This window comes from Streptomyces sp. NPDC044003, assembly GCF_056435185.1.
The window spans coordinates 329,657-350,633 of sequence record NZ_JBWKFA010000008.1 but is presented as its reverse complement, the minus strand read 5'-3'; the positions used below and the strand labels follow the sequence as shown (position 1 = coordinate 350,633).

Genomic DNA, 20,977 nt, shown 5'->3' with positions numbered 1-20,977 from the left:
AGGGCCCGGTTCCCCGAGAGGGGGAGCCGGGCCCTCCGGCTTTGCGCGGGTGCACGGTGGGGACGGGTGCTGGACGCTGGGTGAACAGACATCACCCGAGAGTCAGGAGGCTCCATGCGTGGTTCCCTCATCCGAGCATTGACGGGTGCTCTGGGCCTGATGACCGCGGCGGCGGGGCAGCTTGCCACCGCCGGTCCCGTGGCCGCCGACAGCGTCGTGGTGGGTGGCCGGCCGGCCGAGATCACGGACGCGCCGTGGGTCGTGGCGCTGTCCAGCCGTGACCGGTTCGGGGGTACGCGCGCGGGCCAGTTCTGCGGGGGCGTGGTCGTCGCCCCGACCAAGGTGCTCACGGCGGCCCACTGCCTGGGCCGTGAGGTGCTCGGCGGCGAGCCGTGGGAGGTCCGCGACTTCGTGGTCATCGCGGGCCGTGCGGCGCTGCGCGGACAGGAGGGGCAGGAGGTCCGGATCTCGGACACCTGGGTCAACCCCGACTACGACCCGACGACGAACTCGGGCGATCTGGCCGTACTGACGCTCGTCAGTCCGCTGCCGCAGTCGTACGTGATCGGTGTCGCCCGATCCGGAGACACGGCGTACGCCCCCGGCACGGAGGCGGATGTCTACGGCTGGGGTGACACGACCGGCGACGGCGCCTACGCCTCGGCGCTGCGGACGGCACGCGTCCAGGTGCTGCCGGACACGGCGTGCGAGCGGGCGTACCCGGGCGGTTTCGGCGTCCGCTACCAGCGCGGGACGATGCTGTGCGCGGGCGACCCGCAGGGCGGGAAGGACGCCTGCCAGGGCGACAGCGGCGGCCCGCTGGTGGCCAAGGGGCTGCTCGTCGGCCTGGTGTCCTGGGGAAGCGGCTGCGGGCAGGCCGAGAACCCGGGCGTCTACACGCGCGTGTCCGAGGTGCTTCCCGCACGCTTCTGAGCTGAAGGATACGAGAACGGGCGGTCACCCCCCTGAAATCAGGGGTGACCGCCCGCCGTCCGATCAGCGCGACCGGCCCTGGCTCGTCGTGGATGGCGCGTCAGGCGTGGTCTTCGCCCTGCGTGCGGGCCGGCACATCCGTGAGCCGGTCCGTCTCATCCTGTATCTCAACGGCGATCTTCTTGAGTTCCGGCTCGAACTTACGTCCGTGGTGGGCGCAGAAGAGCAAGTCACCTCCGCTGGTCAGGACGACACGCAGGTATGCCTGGGCGCCGCAGCGGTCGCAGCGGTCAGCGGCCGTCAGGGGGCTCGCGGGGGTCAGAACAGTAGTCACGTCGCCTCTTCTCTAGCTCGACGAGCTGTCGTACCAGGGTCAACATCCAACCAGGCCGAAAACGTTCCCGCTCGTGGCTTTTCCTTGAAACTTCTTCCCAAGGTGGCTGTCTGCTGCCGGTTGGCGGCGAATGAGCCGTATTGCGTCGCTCTACGGATTTCGCGTTGCTTGTGTCGGTTAGCCCTCCCGGCTTGGTTGCCGGTTGTTCATGAGGACGTGCCCGGAGCCTAAATGGTTCATGCCTGGAAGGGAACGTGATGTTCGCGTCACCCCATCGAGGGATCGAACATCCATGCGACGCTGGACTAGCATGAGGATTCCGGGAGGGTGGCGTTACAACGGCTCTACCAGGCATCGGTACCCTCTGAGCGGTGACCGAGGCCGGGCCCTACCCCACCGGGCCAGATTTCAAATTCAGCGAGGAGCGAACCGCGTGACCGCCGAGACGTCCGTGCCGTCCAGTGCGCTGCTGACCGCAGACCGTGACGGTTCCAACTACACCGCGCGGCACCTGCTGGTACTGGAAGGGCTCGAAGCGGTCCGCAAGCGCCCCGGTATGTACATCGGGTCCACCGACAGCCGCGGCCTGATGCACTGCATCTGGGAGATCATCGACAACTCGGTCGACGAGGCCCTCGGTGGCTACTGCGACCACATCGAGGTCATCCTCCACGACGACGGCTCCGTCGAGGTCCAGGACAACGGCCGCGGCATCCCGGTCGACGTCGAGCCGAAGAGCGGCCTGTCCGGCGTCGAGGTCGTCATGACCAAGCTGCACGCCGGCGGAAAGTTCGGCGGCGGGTCGTACGCGGCCTCGGGTGGTCTGCACGGCGTCGGCGCCTCCGTGGTCAACGCCCTGTCGGCCCGCCTCGACGTCGAGGTCGACCGGAACGGCGCGACCCACTCGATCTCCTTCCGCCGGGGCGTCCCGGGCATCTTCACCGAGCAGGGCCCCGACAGCCCCTTCGACCCGGCCAACGGCCTGATCAAGGGCAAGCGCGTCCCCAAGACCCGCACCGGTACGCGCACCCGCTACTGGGCCGACCGGCAGATCTTCCTCAAGGACGCCAAGCTCTCCCTGGAGACGCTCCACCAGCGCGCCCGGCAGACCGCCTTCCTCGTTCCGGGCCTCACCATCGTCGTCCGCGACGAGCGGGACCTGGCCGACATCGGCAAGAGCGAGGAGACCTTCCGCTTCGACGGCGGCATCAGCGAGTTCTGCGAGTACCTCGCGCAGGACAAGGCCGTCTGCGACATCCAGCGCCTCACCGGACAGGGCACCTTCAAGGAGACCGTCCCGGTCCTCGACGAGCGCGGCCACATGACCCCGACCGAGGTCACCCGTGAGCTCGCCGTCGACGTCGCCCTGCGCTGGGGCACCGGCTACGACACCACGCTCAAGTCCTTCGTCAACATCATCGCCACCCCCAAGGGCGGCACCCATGTCTCCGGCTTCGAGCAGGCCGTCACCAAGACGGTGAACGAGGTGCTGCGCTCGGCCAAGATGCTGCGCGTCGCCGAGGACGACATCGTCAAGGACGACGCCCTGGAGGGCCTCACGGCCGTCGTGACGGTCCGCCTCGCCGAGCCGCAGTTCGAGGGGCAGACCAAGGAGGTCCTCGGCACCTCCGCCGCCCGCCGGATCGTGGCGAACGTGGTGGCCAAGGAGCTCAAGGCCTTCCTCACCTCCACCAAGCGGGACGACAAGGCGCAGGCCCGCGCCGTCCTGGAGAAGGCCGTCGCCGCCTCGCGGACCCGGATCGCGGCCCGTCAGCACAAGGATGCGCAGCGCAGGAAGACCGCGCTCGAGTCCTCCTCGCTGCCGGCGAAGCTCGCGGACTGCCGCAGCGACGACGTGGAGCGCAGCGAGCTCTTCATCGTCGAGGGAGACTCGGCCCTCGGTACGGCCAAGCTCGCCCGGAACAGTGAGTTCCAGGCCCTGCTGCCGATCCGCGGCAAGATCCTCAACGTCCAGAAGTCGTCCGTCTCGGACATGCTCAAGAACGCCGAGTGCGGCGCGATCATCCAGGTCATAGGAGCGGGCTCGGGTCGCACCTTCGACATCGACGCCGCCCGCTACGGGAAGATCGTCCTCCTGGTCGACGCCGACGTCGACGGCGCCCACATCCGCTGCCTGCTGCTGACGCTCTTCCAGCGGTACATGCGGCCCATGGTCGAGGCCGGCCGGGTCTTCGCCGCGGTGCCGCCGCTGCACCGGATCGAGCTCGTCCAGCCCAAGAAGGGCCAGGACAAGTACGTCTACACGTACTCGGACAACGAGCTGCGGCAGACCCTCCTGGAGTTCCAGCGCAAGGGGGTCCGCTACAAGGACTCCATCCAGCGCTACAAGGGTCTCGGCGAGATGGACGCCGACCAGCTCGCGGAGACCACGATGGACCCGCGGCACCGCACCCTGCGCCGGATCAACATCGGCGACCTGGACGCGGCCGAGCAGGTCTTCGACCTCCTCATGGGCAACGACGTGGCGCCCCGCAAGGAGTTCATCACCGGCTCGGCGGCGACCCTTGACCGCTCGCGCATCGACGCCTGAGCAACTCCACCCGTGGGTGGAGCCAAGCGCTCCACCCACGGGCCGATCACATGGTCGCCGACTCTCCGTAGCATCGAGGTGTCGGAGGGGGACGGACATGGGCGAGAAGCGCGATCCAGGATGCGCGGGGACGAGCACGAGGACGGGACCGGGGGCAGGGACAGAGCCGGCGACGGGGGCGACGGAACGGGCAGGGGCGGGGAGCGCGGTGGCGCACGGGCCCTCCTGGCGTTCCTGGCCCTCGCGGGAGGCGCTCACCCGTGTCGGTCTGCCCCGTGGGCGGATCGTTCTCGACCACACCCTGATCGCGGGCCTCAGCGTCCTGGTGGTGGCCGGCTGTTACACCTCGGGAGCGTTCGACGGCTGGTACGCGCCCTTGCCTCCGCTGGGCTTCGGGCTCTGCGTGGCGGTGGGGCTCCGGTATCACCACACGACCCTCGAGAATCGCCTGGCGGCCTCGCTGGGACTGCTCGCGGTGATCACGCTCTGCGGCCTGGGCGCCTATGCGGCAGGTGCCCCGACGCCGGCGACCATGCTCTGGATCGTCGTCTCCGTCATGGCGATGGAACGGCTGCCGCTCCCCGCGGGGCTGGCCACCGTGGCGGTGCTCGTGGCCGGCTTCGTGGAGGCCGACGAGACCGGGATTCTCGGGGCCGGTGTCACCACGGCGGCCGTGCTGCTCGCCGGCTACTCCCTCCGCCTGGACGCCGAGGCGCGCGGTGCCGGGTTCCAGCTCCTTGCGCAGGAGCGGCTCGCCCGGGAGGCGGAGGCCGCCTCGGCGGCGCTCGCCGAGCGGGCCAGGATCGCCCGGGAGATACATGACGTCCTCGCCCACAGCCTCTCGGCCCAGATGGTGCATCTGGAGGTCGCACGGCTTCAGATCGAGGCAGGGGCGGACCGCGCGGAGATCCTCAAGCTCGTGACCTCGGCCCGTTCCATGGCCAGGGAGGGGCTCGCCGAGACCCGGCACGCGCTCTCGGCGCTGCGCGGGGACATGGCGCCGGTCGAGGACTATCTGCGGGAGCTGGCGCGGGAGGACCGCGCCGAGGTCGCTGTCACCGGCGAGCGCCGGGACCTGCCCGCCGAGGCCTCGCAGGCGGTGCGGCGGGTGGCGCAGGAGGCGCTCACCAATGTCCGCAAGCACGCCCCGGGCGCCCGGACCAGGATCCGGTTCGCCTATGGGACGGACGAGATCTCCTTGGAGATATGCGACTCGGGGCCACCCCGGACGGAAGAAGGCGGCCGGGTGGGGGAGGAGCTCGGGTCCTCCGGTTCCGGGTACGGACTGCTCGGCATGAGAGAGCGGGCCGAACTGCTCGGCGGCAGCTTGGACGCGGGTCCCGAAGGCGCCGGGTTCACGGTGCGACTGCGGGTGCCGGCATGAGCGCCGCGGGCGGCGACCGCGTCGCACGCGTCGTCGTCGCCGACGACCAGGCCGTCGTGCGGGAGGGGATCGTGATGCTGCTCGGTCTGCTTCCGGGGATCGAGGTCGTCGGGTCGGCCCGGGACGGGGAGGAGGCGGTCGCGCTCACCGCCGAGCTCGGTCCCGACGTCGTCCTGATGGATCTGCGGATGCCCCGCTGCGACGGCGTCGAGGCCACCCGACGGATCCGCGACCGGCACCCGGGGACGGAGGTCGTCGTGCTGACCACCTTTGCCGACGACGACTCGCTGTTCCCGGCGCTGCGGGCCGGGGCGCGCGGTTACCTCACCAAGGACGCCGGTGGGGAGGAGATCGAGCGGGCCGTGCGGGATGTGATCGACGGGCGGGCCGGACTCTCCCCCTCCGTGCAGCGGCGACTCCTTGAGCGGCTGATCGACCGGGAGGAGCGGGACCACCAGGAGCACCGGTTCGCCCAGGACGGCCGGTTCGCCCAGGACGGCCGGATTGCCCAGGACGGCCGGGCCGCCCAGGACGGCCGGGACGTGCGGTCCGAGCGGCACGGGGCCGGGCGCGGGACCAGGGCCGGGTTCGGGCTCGGGGCGGTGGCGGGTGGCGACCTCGGGGTGCGGTCGGGGAGTCCGGACAGTTCGGTCGGACCGTGTGCCGACGGGCTGACGGAGCGGGAGACGGAGGTGCTCGTGCTGGTCGCGGACGGGCTCTCCAACCCCGAGATCGCCGGGCGGTTGCGGATCTCCACGGCCACCGTGAAGACCCACATCAACAACCTCTTCGCCAAGACCGGGGTGCGCGACCGGGCGCAGGCCGTGCGGTACGCATATCAGCACGGTCTGGTCAGGGCACCTGGGAGAAGAGTCACCTGATCTGGTGAAGTGAGGAGGGAGAAGAGTCCGGGATCTTCCCGCTCTGTCCATCCTTGGGCACGCGGCCGAAACGGTTCGCTGACAAGGAGAGTTGGCCGGTGGAGCAGGTGGACAAGCAGGAGGGGCGCGACGCTGCGGCGATGGCGGTCGACGACCCCTGGTACGACGCGACGGCCTCCGGCTGGGGTGAGGAGAGGGCGGCCGGAGCGCCCGGCGACGGCCGTCCCGGAGCGGTGCCGCGACAGCGGGTCCACAGTGCGGCGGAGATCTATCTGGAGGTCCAGCGGAGCCCCGCCTTCCAGGAAGTGCGCAGCCGCTACCGCCGGTTCGTCTTCCCGGCCACCCTGGCGTTCCTCCTCTGGTACCTCGCCTATGTGGTGGCGGCGACCGCCGCGCCCGGACTCATGGCCCGGCCGGTGGCCGGGGTGGTCAACGTGGCGATGGTCGCGGGGCTGGGCCAGTTCCTCAGCACCTTCCTGCTGACGTGGGCGTACACGCGCCACGCGCGCCTCCGCAGGGACCGGGCCGCTCTGGAACTGCGCTGGGACACGCAGGAGATGACCCGAGGGGTGGTGCAGCCGTGACCGGAGACCACCAGACCCTGGCGCTCGTGCTGTTCAGCGTGTTCGTCGCTGTGACCCTGGGGATCACGACCTGGGTGAGCCGGCACCGGCACGGTTCGGCGGAGGAGTTCTATGCCGGCGGACGGCTGTTCTCGCCCCTGGAGAACGGGTTCGCCATCGCCGGGGACTACATGTCCGCGGCCTCGTTCCTCGGTATCTCCGGGCTGATCGCGCTCTACGGCTACGACGGCATGCTGTACTCCGTCGGGTTCCTCGTCGCCTGGCTGGTCGTGCTCCTGCTGGTCGCCGAACTGGTGCGCAACTGCGGGCGGTTCACCCTGGCCGATGTCGTCGCCGCGCGGATGGCGGAGCGGCCGGTGCGGATCGCCGCCGGAACGTCCTCGGTGGCCGTCTCCGTGCTGTACCTCGTGGCCCAGATGGTGGGTGCCGGGAGCCTGGTGGCGCTGCTGCTCGGCGGTTCCAGCGAGGCGGCGCGCTCGTGGACGGTGATCGGCGTGGGCGCGCTGATGGTGATCTATGTGTCGCTGGGCGGCATGCGGGCCACGACCTGGATCCAGATCGTCAAGGCGGTCCTGCTCATGGCGGGCACGATCGCGCTCACCGTCCTCGTGCTGTTCCGGTTCCACGGCGATGTGAACAGCCTGCTGTCCACCGCGGCCGAACGCAGCGGGCACGGCCTGGGCTTCCTCGCCCCCGGGCTGCGTTACGGCGGGGACTGGACGGCCCGCCTCGACTTCATCAGCCTCGGCCTCGCCCTCGTCCTGGGCACCGCGGGACTGCCGCACATCCTGTCGCGCTTCTACACCGTGCCGACCGCCCGCGCCGCCCGTCGCTCCGTCGTCTGGTCCATCGGGCTCATCGGCGGCTTCTATCTGATGACGATCGTGCTCGGCTTCGGCGCGGCCGCGCTGATCGGCCCCGACGCGGTCCGCGCGTCCAACGCCTCCGGGAACACGGCCGTGCCGCTGCTCGCCCTCGATCTCGGCGGCGGCGCGGGCTCCACGGGCGGCACGGTGCTCTTCGCGATCGTCGCCGCCGTCGCCTTCGCGACCATCCTCGCCGTCGTCGCGGGGATCACGCTGGCCTCCTCGGCCTCCGTCGCCCACGACCTGTACGCCTCACTGCGCCACCGGCACGCGAAGCAGTACAGCGAGGTGGCCGTGGCCCGGGTCGCCGCCGCCGGGATCGGCGCGGCGGCCATCGGCCTCGGGCTGCTCGCCCGCGACCTCAACGTGGCCTTCCTCGTCGGTCTGGCCTTCGCCGTCGCGGCCTCCGCGAACCTGCCGGTGCTGCTCTACTCGCTGTTCTGGCGGAAGTTCACCACCCGGGGTGCGGTCTGGTCGGTGTACGGCGGCCTGATCCCCGCCGTGCTGCTGGTCCTGCTCTCCCCGGTCGTCTCCGGCAGCCCGGAATCGCTGTTCCCGGGCGTCGACTTCCATCTGTTCCCGCTGCAGAACCCCGGGGTGGTCTCCATTCCGCTCGGCTTCCTGGCCGGATGGATCGGTACGGTCACCTCGCCCGAGCCGCCCGACGAGGCCCGGCACGCGGAGACCGAGGTACGGGCCCTGACGGGCGCGGGTGCGGTCTGACCGTCGCGTCGCGGGGCCCCACCCGGCTGACCCTCCCGGCGGCCGGGCGTCAGCCGGGGGACGGTGAGCTCGTCCAGGCGTACCGGTGCTCGGGGCGGCCCGTCTCGCCGTATCGGAGGGAGAGGCGCACCCGGCCGGTGCGTTCCAGGAGCTTGAGGTAGCGCTGGGCGGTCTGGCGGCTGACGCCGGCCCGCTCGGCGATCTCCTGCGTGGACAGCGGGCCGTCGGCCGCGAGCAGTACCTGCCGGACCAGCTCGGCCGTCGTGGGGGAGTGGCCCTTGGGCAGGTCGGGGGCGACGGCGCCCGCCGCCAGGACGCCGAAGATGCGGTCCACCTCGGCCTGCTCCGCCTCGCCGCCGTTCTCCAGGGTGCGGCGGAGCGTCGCGTACGCCTCCAGCTTGGCGCGGAGCCCGGCGAAGTTGAACGGCTTGACGAGGTACTGGAGCGCGCCGTGCCGCATCGCCGACTGCACGGTGGCCACGTCACGGGCCGCCGTCACCATGATCACGTCGCACTGGTGGCCGCGCGTGCGGAGTTCGCGTACCGCCGCGAGCCCGTTCTCGTCGGGCAGGTAGTGATCCAGGAGGATCAGGTCCACCGGCTGTCCGTCCAGGGCGGCGAGCGCCTCGGCGGTCGAGTGGGCGGTGGCGACGACCCGGAAGCCGGGCACCTTGGCGACGTAGGCGGCGTTGATCCGTGCCACACGCTCGTCGTCGTCCACCACGAGTACGTCGATCATCGCGACGCCTCCTCCGCGCGCTCCGAAGCCTGGGCCGGCTCGGCGGTCTCCGGTTCGGTCAGGGCGTCGGGGAGGACGACCGTGAACACGGCGCCGCTCTCCGGCCCGTCGGCCACCTCGGCGGTGCCGCCCCGGCGCTCGGCGAGCCGGCGCACCAGGGCGAGGCCGAGCCCGCGCTTGCCGTGGGACGGCAGCTCCTTCGTCGTCCAGCCCTCGGTGAAGATCAGTTCGCGGCGCTCCTCCGGGACGCCCGGGCCGCTGTCCGAGACCCGCAGCACCACCGTACGGCCCTCGGCGCGGAAGGAGACCTCGATGCGGGCGCCGGGGGTGCCGGCGGCGGCGTCCAGGGCGTTGTCGACGAGGTTGCCGACGACGGTGACCAGTTCGCGCGGATCGACGAGCCGGTCGGGCAGCAGGGAGTCGGGCGCGAGCCGCAGCGAGACCCCGCGCTCGGCGGCGACGGTCGCCTTCCCGACGAGGAGCGCGGCGAGGAGCGGGTCGTGGACCTTCTCCGTGACCTGCTCGGCGGTGGCCCGGTGCACGCCGACGACCTCCGTGACGAACTCGACCGCCTCCTCGTGCATCTCCAACTCCAGGAGCCCGAGGAGGGTGTGCAGCCGGTTGGCGTGCTCGTGGTCCTGGGCGCGGAGCGCGTCGATCAGGCCGCGGGTGGAGTCGAGCTCACGGCCGAGGCGCTCCAGCTCGGTGCGGTCGCGGAGGGTCGCCACGGCGCCGCCGTCGTGCGTCGGCATGCGGTTGGCGATCAGGACCCGGTGCCCCCGGACGGTGAGCAGGTCCTCGCCGGTGACCCGGCCCGCGAGGACGTCGGCGGTGCGGCCCCGGCCGAGGACCTCGTCGAGCGGCCTGCCCGCCGCCTCGGGGCCGAGGCCGAGGAGCCGCTGCGCCTCGTCGTTCATGAGCCGCACGGAGCCGTTGCGGTCGAGGGCCACGACGCCCTCCCGGATGCCGTGCAGCATGGCCTCGCGTTCGGCGAGCAGCGCGGAGATGTCGGAGAAGGCCAGGTCGTGGGTCTGTCGCTGGAGCCGCCGGGAGATCAGGTACGCGGCGAGTGCTCCGGCCGCGAGCGCGCCGCCCGCGTAGGCGAGGAGGCCGGGGATCGCGGCGAGGAGCCGGTCGCGGACGCTGTCGTACTCGATGCCGACGGAGACCGCGCCGACGATGCGCCCGTCGGCGTCCCGCAGCGGTGCCTTGCCGCGCGCCGAGCGGCCCAGGGTGCCGCTGTCGATCTCCATGACCTCGTGCCCGGCGAGGACGGCGCTCGGGTCGGTGGAGACGACCCGGCCGATCTGGGCGGGGTCGGTGTGCGACCAGCGCACCCCGTGCGTGTCCATGACCACCACGTACTCGGCGCCCGTGGAGGTCCTGATCCGCTCGGCCTCCGTCTGCACCGGGCCCCGCGCGGACGGCCGGCTGCCGGTGAGGTCCGCGGCGAGCCGGGGCGACGCGGTGGTCCCGGCGATGGCCAGGGCCCGCCGCATGGCCTGGTCGTCGAGCTGCGCGCTCAGCGGGGCGAGGAAGAGGCCGGTGGCCAGGACGGTCACACCGGTCGCGATGGCCAGCTGCATCAGCAGGACCTGCGAGAACACCCGCTGCGGCCACCCGAACCGCCGGCGGCGCGCGCGGGGGCGCGGGGGGCTGCTCTGTGCGGGGCTCATGCCCGAAAAGGTAAACGGCCGCGCGCCGTGACCGGAAATGGTGACGGAACGGGCGCCTATTCTGGGGGTTTCCCACGGCCGTGGGACTCGAGGAACCGGAGGCACGTCCCTTGACCACGCAGCAGATCCCTGTCGTCGTCCTCGCCGGGTTTCTCGGGGCGGGGAAGACCACGCTCCTCAACCATCTGCTGCGCAGCGCCCGGGGCACCCGTATCGGAGTCATGGTCAACGACTTCGGGGACATCGGCATCGACGCGATGACCGTCGCCGGCCAGGTCGGCTCCACCGTCTCCCTCGGCAACGGCTGCCTGTGCTGCGCCGTCGACGCCGGCGAGCTCGACGAGTACCTGGAGGTCCTGACCCGGCCCGAGTCCCGGCTCGATGTGATCGTGATCGAGGCGAGCGGGCTCGCGGAGCCGGAGGAGCTGGTCCGCATGGTGCTGGCCAGCGAGAACGAGCGGGTCGTGTACGGAGGGCTGGTGCAGGTCGTCGACGCGTCCGAGTTCGCGGCCACCCGGCAGCGGCATCCGGGGACCGACCGGCACCTCGGCCTCGCCGACCTCGTCGTCGTCAACAAGGCCGACCGGGTGCCCGAGGACGAGCTGCGGGGCGTACGGGAGACGGTGGCCGGGCTCGCCGGCCGCGCCGCCGTGGTCGAGGCCTCGCACGGGCGCGTCGATCCGGAGCTGCTCTTCGACCGGGTCGCACCGGAGGGGGAGATCGAGGGCCAGATGTCGATCGAGGACATTCTGTACGGCTCCGAGGACGACGGTCAGGCCCATCCGCACGCGGCCTACGAGAGCCTGTCGGTGACGGCCTCGACACCGCTGCACCCGCGCCGCCTGATGGCCTTCCTCGACTCGCGCCCCGAGGGTCTCTACCGGATCAAGGGCTTCGTCGACCTCGGCCCCGCCGACCCGGCCAACCGCTACACCGTGCACGCGGTCGGCCGCTTCCTGCGCTTCTACCCGGAGCCCTGGCCCGCCGGCGAGGAACGCCTCACCCAGCTCGTCCTCATCGGCTCCGGCATCGACGCGGCGGCCCTGCGCAAGGAGCTCGCCGGCTGCGAGCTGAACGGCCCGCAGGACGACCCGGACGAGCACGCCATGTGGGGCGTCCTGCGGTATGTGTCCGGCAGCGAGGACGAGCCGGAGACGGAGACGGCGGCCGAGGCGGACCGGGCCGGCTAGGGCGGTCCCGGAAATCGGGATCCAGCGCGGCCCAGCGGTGCGGATCCGCCTCTCCCGTGCGGGCGAGACGGATCCGTACCGGAGCGTCACGCGTCGGTCGGGACGCGGGTCCTGACGCTCTCCTGGCGACCGCCGCCGACCGTCGTGAGGTAGTCGTCGAGGCCGTCGGCGGTGGTGCCGGCCCAGCCCACGTAGCCGTCGGGACGTATCAGGAAGAGCCCCGTGCCGTACGGCTCGTACGCGGCGAGACGGGCCGTGCGCAGCTGCTCCGGCGCCGACGCCGGGAGCGGGACGCCGACCGCCAGCAGCGTGAAGTGCGGCCCCCGGAACAGGTCGAAGAGCCGGCCCTCGCCGCACGGACCGTCCGGAGCGCGGTCGCCGGCGCGCAGCGCGTCGTCGGCGAGCCCGTCGCGGGTCTCCACGGCGAGCGTGGAGTCCCGGTATCCGAGGCCGAGCTGCTGGACCTCCGCGCCGCGCTGGGTGCCCTCGCCTTCGGAACTGGCCCGGTGGATGCGGGTGCTGATGCCGAGGACGTCGGCCGCGATCGGCTGCCGCTCTGCCTCGTACGAGTCGAGCAGCGCGGCCGGGGCGCCGTGGCGCAGCACCTGGCCGAGCTTCCAGCCGAGGTTGTACGCGTCCTGGACGCTGGTGTTGAGGCCCTGGCCGCCCGCGGGGGAGTGCACGTGGGCCGCGTCGCCCGCGAGGAAGACCCGGCCGTCGCGGAACCGGTCCGCCATCGCGGCCCGCGCGCGGAAGTCGGAGGCCCACACGACCTCGACGACGTCCGCCTCGGCCAGCGGGGTCCGGGCGGCGACGAGTGCGCGTACCGCTTCGGGCGTGGTGTCCACGACCGCGGCCTCGTCCTCGAACGCGGCGATCAGCTGGAACTGGTCGCCCCCGGGCAGCGGGCACAGCGCCGTGCCGCCGCCCGGCGCCTTGGGCCAGATGTGCCAGTTGCCGCGGTCGACGATCGTGTCGGGGGCGAGGCGGAGGTCCGCGACGAGCATCGGACGGGGGTCGACGGTCTCGCCCGTCATCCCGATGCCGAGCGCCTTGCGGACGGTGGAGCGCCCGCCGTCGGACGCCACCAGATAGGACGCCCGCACCGTCTCGCCGGTGGAGAGCTCCGCCTCGACCCCCTCCTCGGACTGGCGCAGCCCTGTCAGGGCGGTGCCGAAGAGGACGTCCCCGCCGAGCTCCACCAGGCGCTCGTACAGCACCTCCTGGGTGCGGGACTGCGGGATCAGCAGTATCTCGGCGTACGGCACCTGCTCGGTCGGCTCGGAGCGCTCCATCATGTCCCATTCGCCCTGACGCTCGGCGCCCTCCCAGCCGAGCATCCGCGGATAGGGAGACCCCGCCGCCCGGATCGCGGGCAGCACGCCGAGGTCGTCGAGCACCTCCTGGCTGCGCGGCTGGAGCCCCTTGCCCCGCGAGCCGGGGAAGAGGCGGTCGGCCTTCTCGACCAGGAGGGCGCGCACGCCCCGGCGGGCCAGGTCGATGGCGAGCACCAGTCCCGTGGGCCCCGCTCCGACGATGACGACATCCGTGTCCATGTCCGTGCTCACGTCCCTGCCTCCGTGTCCTTAACGCCGTTAAGTTCCGATGGGTCGAGCATCCCCTTAACGCCGTTAAGTTGTCAAGGGGATAACGTGACGGGGTGGTGACCAAGAAGACGACCCGGCTGCAACCCGAGACGGTGGCGGAGACCGCCCTGCGCCTGCTGAACGAGCGCGGTCTCGAAGGACTCACGCTGCGCGCCATCGCCCAGGAGCTGCACGTCCAGGCGCCCGCGCTCTACTGGCACTTCAAGAACAAGCAGGCGCTGCTCGACGAGATGGCGACCGTGATGTACCGGCAGATGGTCGCCGACCCCGCGGCCCGGCCGCCCGGTGACGTGAGCTGGCAGGAGCGGATCCTCGCGGTCAACCGGGGCCTGCGCGCCGGGCTGCTGCGCTACCGCGACGGCGCCAAGGTCTACAGCGGCGCCCGCTTCACCGGCACCGACCACGCCGCCGACATGGAGGAGCAGCTCCGCGCCCTCGTCGAGGCGGGTTTCTCGCTGCGCGACGCGGTGCGGGCCAGCACCACCGCGTACATGTACACACTCGGTTTCGTCACCGAGGAACAGGGCACCGAAGTCGAGCCCGGACAGACACGTGAGGGCTTCGACGTCGACGAGCGCGCGGAACGCCTCGCCGCATTCCCGCTCGCGGCCGCCGCCGGGGCGGAGATCTTCACCGACTACGACAGCCGCTTCGAGGAGGGACTGCGCCTGATCGTCGCCGGGATCCAGGCGACCTACGCGCCCGGCGCGTGACACGACGACGGGAGGGGCTGCGCCTGATCGTCGCCGGGATCCAGGCGACCTGCGCGCCCGGCGCGTGACACGACGACGCCCCCCGCCCCGCGCGACGGCGCGGAACAGGGGGCGTACGAAACGGAACGCGGGGACCGGCTAGTTCGTCGGACCGGCCAGCACGTCCACCGGCTTCGCCAGCGGCGTGCCCGAGCCGTCGCGGCGCGGGTCGAGCTCGGGAAGCTCGACCGGGGTGCCGTTCTTCTGCGCCGCGTGCGCCGGGGTGGCCCCCGCCCAGGCCAGGATCAGCAGGTCCTCGCCCTTCAGGAAGCGCTGGCAGCGGACACCGCCGGTCGCCCGGCCCTTGCGCGGGTACTGGTCGAACGGGGTGAGCTTCGCCGAGGTGCCGGCCGAGGCGTCCAGGGTGCCGGAGGCACCGGCCACCGTGAACACCACCGCGTCGGCCGCCGGGTCCACCGCGGTGAACGACAGGACCGCGGCCCCCTCCGCCAGCTTGATGCCCGCCATGCCGCCTGCGGGTCGGCCCTGGGGCCGCACCTGCGAGGCCTGGTAGCGCAGCAGCTGGGCGTCGGAGGTGATGAAGACCAGGTCCTCCTCGCCCGTCCGCAGCTCCGTTCCGCCGACGATCCGGTCACCGTCCTTGAGGGTGATGACCTCCAGCTCGTCCTTGTTCGCCGGGTAGTCCGGCACCACGCGCTTCACCACGCCCTGGAGCGTGCCGAGGGCGAGGCCCGGCGAGGACTCCTCCAGCGTGGTCAGGCAGACCACCGTCTCGTCCGTCTCCAGGGAGAGGAACTCGGACAGCGGCGCGCCGCCCGCCAGGTTCGGCGCGCTCGCGGTGTCCGGCAGCTGCGGCAGGTCGATCACCGCGATCCGCAGCAGCCGGCCGGCCGAGGTCACCGCGCCGACGTCACCGCGCTGGGTCGCCGCGACCGTCGAGACGATCACGTCGTGCTTGGCCCTCTTGCCGTCCGTCACGGGCGGGAGGTGCTCGGTCACCGTGCGGGCCAGCAGGCCCGTCGAGGAGAGCAGCACCCGGCACGGGTCGTCCGCGACCTCCAGGGACACCGCAGCGACGGGCGCGCCGGCCGACTCGAGGAGGACCGTCCGCCGGTCCGTGGCGAACTTCTTGGAGACGGCGGCCAGCTCCGCCGACACCAGCTTGCGCAGCTCGGCGTCGGACTCGAGGATCCCGGTCAGCTCGTCGATCTCGCCGGTGAGGCGGTCGCGCTCGCTCTCCAGTTCAAGGCGGTCGAACTTGGTGAGGCGGCGCAGCGGGGTGTCCAGGATGTACTGCGTCTGGATCTCGCTCAGCGAGAAGCGCTCCATCAGGCGCTCCTTGGCCTGGGCGGAGTTCTCGCTCTCCCGGATGAGCCGGATGACCTCGTCGATGTCGAGCAGCGCGACGAGGAGACCCTCGACCAGGTGGAGCCGGTCGCTCTTCTTGGTGCGGCGGAACTCGGAGCGCCGCCGGACGACCTCGAAACGGTGGTCGAGGTAGACCTCGAGAAGCTCCTTGAGGCCGAGGGTGAGCGGCTGACCGTCGACCAGCGCCACGTTGTTGATGCCGAAGGACTCCTCCATCGGCGTCAGCTTGTAGAGCTGCTCCAGGACCGCCTCGGGCACGAAGCCGTTCTTGATCTCGATGACCAGGCGGAGGCCGTGGCTGCGGTCGGTGAGGTCCTTGACGTCCGCGATGCCCTGGAGCTTCTTGGAGCCGACCAGGTCCTTGATCTTGGAGACGACCTTCTCGGGGCCGACGGTGAAGGGCAGCTCGGTGACGACGATGCCCTTGCGGCGGGCCGTCACGGTCTCCACGGTCGCGGTGGCGCGGATCTTGAAGGAGCCGCGGCCCGACTGGTACGCGTCCTTGATGCCGGACAGGCCGACGATCCGGCCGCCGGTCGGCAGGTCGGGGCCGGGCACGAAGCGCATCAGCGTCTCGAGGTCGGCGTTCGGGTGGCGGATCAGGTGGCGGGCGGCCGCGACGACCTCGCCGAGGTTGTGCGGGGGCATGTTCGTCGCCATGCCGACGGCGATCCCGGACGCGCCGTTGACCAGCAGGTTCGGGTAGGCGGCGGGAAGCGCCACCGGCTCCTGCTCCTGGCCGTCGTAGTTCGGCGTGAAGTCGACCGTGTCCTCGTCGATGGACTCGGTCATGAGGAGCGCGGCCGGGGCCATCCGCGACTCGGTGTACCGCATGGCGGCCGGCGGGTCGTCGTTGCCCAGGGAACCGAAGTTGCCGTGACCGTCGACGAGCGGGAGGCGCATGGAGAAGGGCTGTGCCATGCGGACCATCGCGTCGTAGATCGACGCGTCGCCGTGCGGGTGGAGCTTGCCCATCACCTCGCCGACGACGCGGGCGCACTTGACGAAGCCGCGGTCGGGGCGGAGCCCCATCTCGCCCATCTGGTAGACGATGCGGCGCTGCACGGGCTTCATGCCGTCGCGGGCGTCGGGGAGGGCGCGCGAGTAGATCACCGAGTACGCGTACTCGAGGAAGGAGCCCTGCATCTCGTCGACCACGTCGATGTCGAGGATCCTCTCCTCGTACGCGTCGTCCGGCGGCGGTGTCTTCGTGCTGCGGCGGGCCATCGCGGCTGCGGCTCCTTCACCAACAAGGTTGATCTGACGCGGACCATTGTGGACCGTGCCACCGACAACGCCGACCGCGACCCGGAAGAGGGACATCACGAAGGCTCGGGAACTTCGCCAGGTGTCGGCGCGCTTGCATACAGTGGCAGGACTTTTTCACATCGCGATCGAAGGGACGTACATGCCCATGGGTCACACGGCCACGGCCGAGGCCGGCTCCGGCGGCCTGACAGCGACCGAGCACCGGTTGGCGAACGGCCTGCGCGTGGTGCTCTCCGAGGACCACCTGACCCCGGTCGCCGCGGTCTGCCTCTGGTACGACGTCGGCTCGCGTCACGAGGTCAAGGGCCGCACGGGCCTCGCCCACCTCTTCGAGCACCTGATGTTCCAGGGCTCGAAGCAGGTGCACGGGAACGGCCACTTCGAGCTGGTCCAGGGTGCCGGCGGCTCGCTCAACGGCACGACGAGCTTCGAGCGCACCAACTACTTCGAGACCATGCCCACGCACCAGCTGGAGCTCGCGCTCTGGCTGGAGGCCGACCGCATGGGCTCGCTGCTCGCCGCCCTGGACGACGAGTCCATGGAGAACCAGCGGGACGTCGTCAAGAACGAGCGCCGCCAGCGCTACGACAACGTGCCGTACGGCACGGCCTTCGAGAAGCTGACCGCCCTCGCCTACCCGGAGGGCCACCCGTACCACCACACGCCGATCGGCTCCATGGCCGACCTGGACGCGGCGACCCTGGAGGACGCGCGGAACTTCTTCCGCACGTACTACGCCCCGAACAACGCCGTGCTGTCCGTCGTCGGGGACATCGACCCGGTGCAGACGCTCGCCTGGGTCGAGAAGTACTTCGGCTCCATCCCCGCGCACGACGGCAAGCCCGAGCCGCGCCCCGGCGACCTGCCCGAGGTCATCGGCGAGCAGCTGCGCGAGGTCGTCGAGGAGGAGGTCCCGGCGCGCGCGCTGATGGCCGCCTACCGGCTGCCGCACGACGGCACGCGCGCGTGCGACGCCGCCGACCTGGCCCTGACGGTCCTGGGCGGCGGGGAGTCCTCCCGCCTGCACAACCGTCTGGTCCGCCGCGACCGTACGGCCGTCGCCGCCGGCTTCGGCCTGCTGCGGCTCGCCGGGGCGCCCTCGCTCGGCTGGCTGGACGTCAAGACGTCCGGAGGCGTCGAGGTCCCGCAGATCGAGGCGGCCGTCGACGAGGAGCTCGCCCGGTTCGCCGCCGAGGGTCCCACGCCCGAGGAGATGGAGCGCGCGCAGGCCCAGTTGGAGCGCGAGTGGCTGGACCGGCTCGGCACCGTCGCGGGCCGCGCGGACGAACTGTGCCGGTTCGCCGTGCTGTTCGGCGACCCGCAGCTCGCCCTGACCGCCGTCGACCGTGTCCTGGACATCACCGCCGAGGAGGTGCAGGCGGTCGCCGCGGCCAAGCTGCGCCCCGACAACCGCGCGGTGCTCGTCTACGAGCCCCTGGCGACCGAGCAGAGCGACCACGCCGACGGCGATGACGAAGAGGGAGCGGACCAGTGACCGACGCCGCCGTGTCTTTGACGAGCATGGACTTCCACCCGCAGCCCCGGCCGGGCACCGCGAAGCCGTGGGCCTTCCCGGCCCCTGACCGGGGGAAGCTGGACAACGGTCTGACCGTGCTCACCAGCCACCGCCCCGGCCAGCAGGTCGTCGCCGTGGAGATCTTCCTGCCCGCCCCGCTGGACGCCGAGCCCACCGGTCTCGACGGTGTGGCCACCATCATGGCCCGCGCGCTCTCCGAGGGCACCGACGAGCACAGCGCCGAGGAGTTCGCGGCCGAGCTGGAGCGCTGCGGCGCCACGCTCGACGCGCACGCCGACCACCCGGGCGTACGGGTCTCCCTGGAGGTCCCGGTCTCCCGGCTGCCCAAGGCGCTCGGCCTGATCTCCGAGGCCCTGATCGCCCCGGCGTTCCTCGACACCGAGGTCGAGCGGCTGGTGCGCAACCGTCTCGACGAGATCCCGCACGAGACGGCCAACCCGGCCCGCCGCGCCGCCAAGCAGCTCTCCAAGGAGCTGTTCCCGGCCGAGTCCCGGATGTCCCGGCCGCGCCAGGGCACCGAGGAGACCGTCGCCGCGATCGACGCCGCCGCCGTCCGCGCCTTCTTCGAGGCGCACGTGCGGCCCGGCACGGCCACCGCCGTGGTCGTCGGCGACCTGACGGGCGTCGACCTCGACAAGGTCCTCGCCGAGACGCTGGGCGCCTGGACCGGTGAGCCGGCCGAGCCGCTCCCGATGCCGCCGATCACCGCCGACGACAGCGGACGGGTCGTCATCGTGGACCGTCCCGGCGCCGTGCAGACGCAGCTGCTCATCGGCCGGATCGGCCCGGACCGGCACGACCGCGTCTGGCCGGCCCAGGTCCTCGGCACGTACTGCCTCGGCGGCACCCTGACCTCGCGTCTGGACCGGGTCCTGCGCGAGGAGAAGGGCTACACGTACGGCGTGCGGGCCTTCGGTCAGGTGCTCCGCTCGGACGCCGAGGGGAACGGCGCCGCGATGCTCGCCATCAGCGGATCCTTCGACACCCCCAACACCGGCCCGGCACTTGAGGACCTGTGGAAGGTGCTGCGCACGCTCGCAGCCGAGGGCCTCACCGACGCCGAGCGCGAGACGGCCGTGCAGAACCTGGTGGGCGTGGCACCCCTCAAGTACGAGACGGCCGCCTCCGTCGCCGGGACGCTCGCCGACCAGGTGGAGCAGCACCTCCCGGACGACTTCCAGGCCCAGTTGTACGCGCGCCTGGCGGAGACCGGCACGGTCGAGGCGACGGCCGCCGTGGTCAGCGCCTTCCCGGTGGACCGCCTCGTCACCGTCCTCGTCGGCGACGCGGCGCAGATCGCGGAGCCGGTGCGCGCCCTCGGCATCGGTGAAGTGACCGTCGTGACGGGCTGATTCCGGCCCCGAGGCGACAACAGGAGGACCCTGACGACCTAGTTCGTCGGGGTCCTCCGCTTTGTCCGTATTGCAGGTAAGAGTGATCGTTTGCCCTGTGGCATGTCTTACAAAAGGCGTGTCTGGTTGGTGATTGAAAGACGATCCGCATAGCGTCGGTGCGACTGTTCGTCAGTTGCACGTGCCGCATCCGCGGCATCGGACAGTCATCGCCGAGTCCCCGTCAGGCGCGAGCCTGGGGAGCCGGGGACCCACACGTAGTCCCTGGGGTGAATCGGGCGCCTTCGTCTCGACGGAGGGGCTCGTAGGAGACCTTCCTGCTCCGAACCCGTCAGCTAACCCGGTAGGCGAGAAGGAAGGAAAGGATCAGCCTCTACATGGCGTTCACCCGTGCCACCGGGAAGCATCGTGGTCCGAGCCGGATGGCGCGCCGCAGCGTGGGCATCGCCGGCGTCGCGACGCTCGCCACCACCGGCGTCATCGGAACCCTCGCCTCCCCGGCGCTCGCCGCCGACACGGACAACCGCTCCGTCGAGGACACCGGCCTCACCCAGGTGATCACCGAGGACTCCCTCGTCGACCCGATCAACGCCCAGGCCGCCGCCCAGGAGCAGGAGGCCGACGAGGCCATCGCCAAGGCGAAGGCCAAGGCCGAGGCGAAGCGCAAGGCCGAGGCCCGCGCCAAGGAGATCCGCCTGGAGCGCGAGCGCGCCGCCCGCGAGGCCGAGCGTCGCCGCCTGGCCTCCTTCCAGCTCCCCGTCGCCGGCTCGTACGTCTCCACCGGCTACAAGGCCGGCGGCTCGCTCTGGTCCTCCGGCAGCCACTCCGGCATCGACTTCCACGCCGCCTACGGCACCCGGGTCGTCTCCGTCGGCTCCGGCACCGTCGTCGAGGCCGGCTGGGGCGGGGCGTACGGCAACAACATCGTGATCCGGATGAACGACGGCACGTACACCCAGTACGGCCACCTCTCCTCCATCGGGGTCTACGTCGGCCAGACCGTCGAGCCGGGCCAGCAGATAGGCGTCTCGGGCTCGAGCGGCAACTCCACCGGCCCCCACCTCCACTTCGAGGCGCGCACGAGCCCCGAGTACGGCTCGGACATCAACCCTGTCGCGTACCTCCGCGCCCGCGGCGTCCAGGTCTGACCCGGCCTCCGCCGCACACCGCGTCGCAAAAGCCCCGGCTCGTACTGAGCCGGGGCTTTTCGCTGGCCAAAAGATATCCATGGATTCCGCTGGGGCATCGGAAATTCCGGCGCGCTGCAATA

General features: G+C 71.6%; 16 protein-coding genes and 1 riboswitch. Of the genes, 11 read left to right on the top strand and 5 right to left on the bottom strand.

From position 1 onward, the window contains the following. Positions 1 to 114: 114 nt before the first annotated feature. Positions 115 to 933, top strand: a complete 819-nt coding sequence (locus AC07AW_RS29790) for a S1 family serine peptidase (protein WP_478818536.1) — start codon at positions 115 to 117, stop codon at positions 931 to 933. A gap of 100 nt (positions 934 to 1,033) precedes the next feature. On the opposite strand, the gene AC07AW_RS29785 is transcribed toward AC07AW_RS29790, so the two are convergent. Further along, a complete protein-coding gene (locus AC07AW_RS29785) occupies positions 1,034 to 1,267 on the bottom strand; it encodes a DUF7455 domain-containing protein (RefSeq protein ID WP_017237643.1) in 234 nt (77 codons plus the stop codon). 433 nt (positions 1,268 to 1,700) lie between these two features. On the opposite strand from AC07AW_RS29785, the gene AC07AW_RS29780 reads away from it, so the two are divergent. The 5 genes from AC07AW_RS29780 (at position 1,701) to AC07AW_RS29760 (ending at position 8,256) form a co-directional block, all read left to right on the top strand. Then, complete coding sequence (locus AC07AW_RS29780; protein ID WP_478818535.1) at positions 1,701 to 3,818, top strand: DNA gyrase/topoisomerase IV subunit B; 2,118 nt, start codon at positions 1,701 to 1,703, stop codon at positions 3,816 to 3,818. A gap of 208 nt (positions 3,819 to 4,026) precedes the next feature. Further along, positions 4,027 to 5,202 (top strand): sensor histidine kinase, encoded by a 1,176-nt coding sequence (locus tag AC07AW_RS29775; RefSeq protein ID WP_478818534.1) that lies wholly within the window; start codon positions 4,027 to 4,029, stop codon positions 5,200 to 5,202. Continuing rightward, entirely contained in the window at positions 5,199 to 6,083 is an 885-nt protein-coding gene (locus tag AC07AW_RS29770; protein ID WP_478818533.1) for a response regulator, read from the top strand. Before AC07AW_RS29775 ends, AC07AW_RS29770 begins: the two co-directional genes overlap by 4 nt. Positions 6,084 to 6,181: 98 nt before the next feature. After that, positions 6,182 to 6,667 carry a DUF485 domain-containing protein gene (locus AC07AW_RS29765; RefSeq protein WP_478818532.1) on the top strand — a complete coding sequence of 162 codons (486 nt, stop codon included), beginning with the start codon at positions 6,182 to 6,184 and terminating at the stop codon, positions 6,665 to 6,667. Then, positions 6,664 to 8,256 (top strand): solute symporter family protein, encoded by a 1,593-nt coding sequence (locus AC07AW_RS29760; protein ID WP_478818531.1) that lies wholly within the window; start codon positions 6,664 to 6,666, stop codon positions 8,254 to 8,256. The genes AC07AW_RS29765 and AC07AW_RS29760 overlap by 4 nt, the downstream gene beginning before the upstream one ends. Positions 8,257 to 8,305: 49 nt before the next feature. On the opposite strand, the gene AC07AW_RS29755 is transcribed toward AC07AW_RS29760, so the two are convergent. Continuing rightward, positions 8,306 to 8,995 (bottom strand): DUF7342 family protein, encoded by a 690-nt coding sequence (locus AC07AW_RS29755; protein WP_478818530.1) that lies wholly within the window; start codon positions 8,993 to 8,995, stop codon positions 8,306 to 8,308. Then, positions 8,992 to 10,671 carry a sensor histidine kinase gene (locus tag AC07AW_RS29750; RefSeq protein WP_478818529.1) on the bottom strand — a complete coding sequence of 560 codons (1,680 nt, stop codon included), beginning with the start codon at positions 10,669 to 10,671 and terminating at the stop codon, positions 8,992 to 8,994. The genes AC07AW_RS29755 and AC07AW_RS29750 overlap by 4 nt, the downstream gene beginning before the upstream one ends. Positions 10,672 to 10,781: 110 nt before the next feature. Between AC07AW_RS29750 and AC07AW_RS29745 the strand changes: the two genes are divergently transcribed. Further along, positions 10,782 to 11,861: a CobW family GTP-binding protein gene (locus tag AC07AW_RS29745; RefSeq protein WP_478818528.1), complete on the top strand. Its 1,080-nt coding sequence runs from the start codon at positions 10,782 to 10,784 to the stop codon at positions 11,859 to 11,861. A gap of 86 nt (positions 11,862 to 11,947) precedes the next feature. Here the strand turns inward: AC07AW_RS29745 and AC07AW_RS29740 are convergent, their stop codons facing one another. After that, positions 11,948 to 13,417 (bottom strand): FAD-dependent monooxygenase, encoded by a 1,470-nt coding sequence (locus AC07AW_RS29740; RefSeq protein WP_478818622.1) that lies wholly within the window; start codon positions 13,415 to 13,417, stop codon positions 11,948 to 11,950. 104 nt (positions 13,418 to 13,521) lie between these two features. Here AC07AW_RS29740 and AC07AW_RS29735 point away from each other — a divergent pair, with 104 nt between their 5' ends. Further along, entirely contained in the window at positions 13,522 to 14,181 is a 660-nt protein-coding gene (locus AC07AW_RS29735) for a TetR/AcrR family transcriptional regulator C-terminal domain-containing protein (RefSeq protein ID WP_478818527.1), read from the top strand. A 138-nt stretch (positions 14,182 to 14,319) separates the two neighbouring features. Here the strand turns inward: AC07AW_RS29735 and AC07AW_RS29730 are convergent, their stop codons facing one another. After that, a complete protein-coding gene (locus AC07AW_RS29730) occupies positions 14,320 to 16,776 on the bottom strand; it encodes a DNA gyrase/topoisomerase IV subunit A (RefSeq protein WP_478818526.1) in 2,457 nt (818 codons plus the stop codon). 181 nt (positions 16,777 to 16,957) lie between these two features. On the opposite strand from AC07AW_RS29730, the gene AC07AW_RS29725 reads away from it, so the two are divergent. From AC07AW_RS29725 to AC07AW_RS29715, 3 genes are all read left to right on the top strand, one after another. Continuing rightward, positions 16,958 to 18,313: a M16 family metallopeptidase gene (locus AC07AW_RS29725; protein ID WP_478818525.1), complete on the top strand. Its 1,356-nt coding sequence runs from the start codon at positions 16,958 to 16,960 to the stop codon at positions 18,311 to 18,313. Continuing rightward, positions 18,310 to 19,707 carry a M16 family metallopeptidase gene (locus AC07AW_RS29720; protein ID WP_478818524.1) on the top strand — a complete coding sequence of 466 codons (1,398 nt, stop codon included), beginning with the start codon at positions 18,310 to 18,312 and terminating at the stop codon, positions 19,705 to 19,707. The genes AC07AW_RS29725 and AC07AW_RS29720 overlap by 4 nt, the downstream gene beginning before the upstream one ends. A 200-nt stretch (positions 19,708 to 19,907) precedes the next feature. Further along, positions 19,908 to 20,072, top strand: a riboswitch (cyclic di-AMP (ydaO/yuaA leader). 12 nt (positions 20,073 to 20,084) lie between these two features. Continuing rightward, on the top strand, positions 20,085 to 20,855 hold the full coding sequence (locus AC07AW_RS29715) for a M23 family metallopeptidase (RefSeq protein WP_478818523.1): 771 nt from the start codon (positions 20,085 to 20,087) through the stop codon (positions 20,853 to 20,855). Positions 20,856 to 20,977: the final 122 nt, after the last annotated feature.

Excerpts from the sequence above, each read along its gene's own strand:
- AC07AW_RS29770 (WP_478818533.1), top strand. The coding sequence starts at position 5,199 with ATGAGCGCCGCGGGCGGCGACCGCGTCGCACGCGTCGTCGTCGCCGAC.
- AC07AW_RS29740 (WP_478818622.1), bottom strand. The coding sequence starts at position 13,417 with ATGGACACGGATGTCGTCATCGTCGGAGCGGGGCCCACGGGACTGGTG.
- AC07AW_RS29755 (WP_478818530.1), bottom strand. The coding sequence starts at position 8,995 with ATGATCGACGTACTCGTGGTGGACGACGACGAGCGTGTGGCACGGATC.
- AC07AW_RS29730 (WP_478818526.1), bottom strand. The coding sequence starts at position 16,776 with ATGGCCCGCCGCAGCACGAAGACACCGCCGCCGGACGACGCGTACGAG.
- AC07AW_RS29715 (WP_478818523.1), top strand. The coding sequence starts at position 20,085 with ATGGCGTTCACCCGTGCCACCGGGAAGCATCGTGGTCCGAGCCGGATG.
- AC07AW_RS29790 (WP_478818536.1), top strand. The coding sequence starts at position 115 with ATGCGTGGTTCCCTCATCCGAGCATTGACGGGTGCTCTGGGCCTGATG.
- AC07AW_RS29750 (WP_478818529.1), bottom strand. The coding sequence starts at position 10,671 with ATGAGCCCCGCACAGAGCAGCCCCCCGCGCCCCCGCGCGCGCCGCCGG.
- AC07AW_RS29725 (WP_478818525.1), top strand. The coding sequence starts at position 16,958 with ATGCCCATGGGTCACACGGCCACGGCCGAGGCCGGCTCCGGCGGCCTG.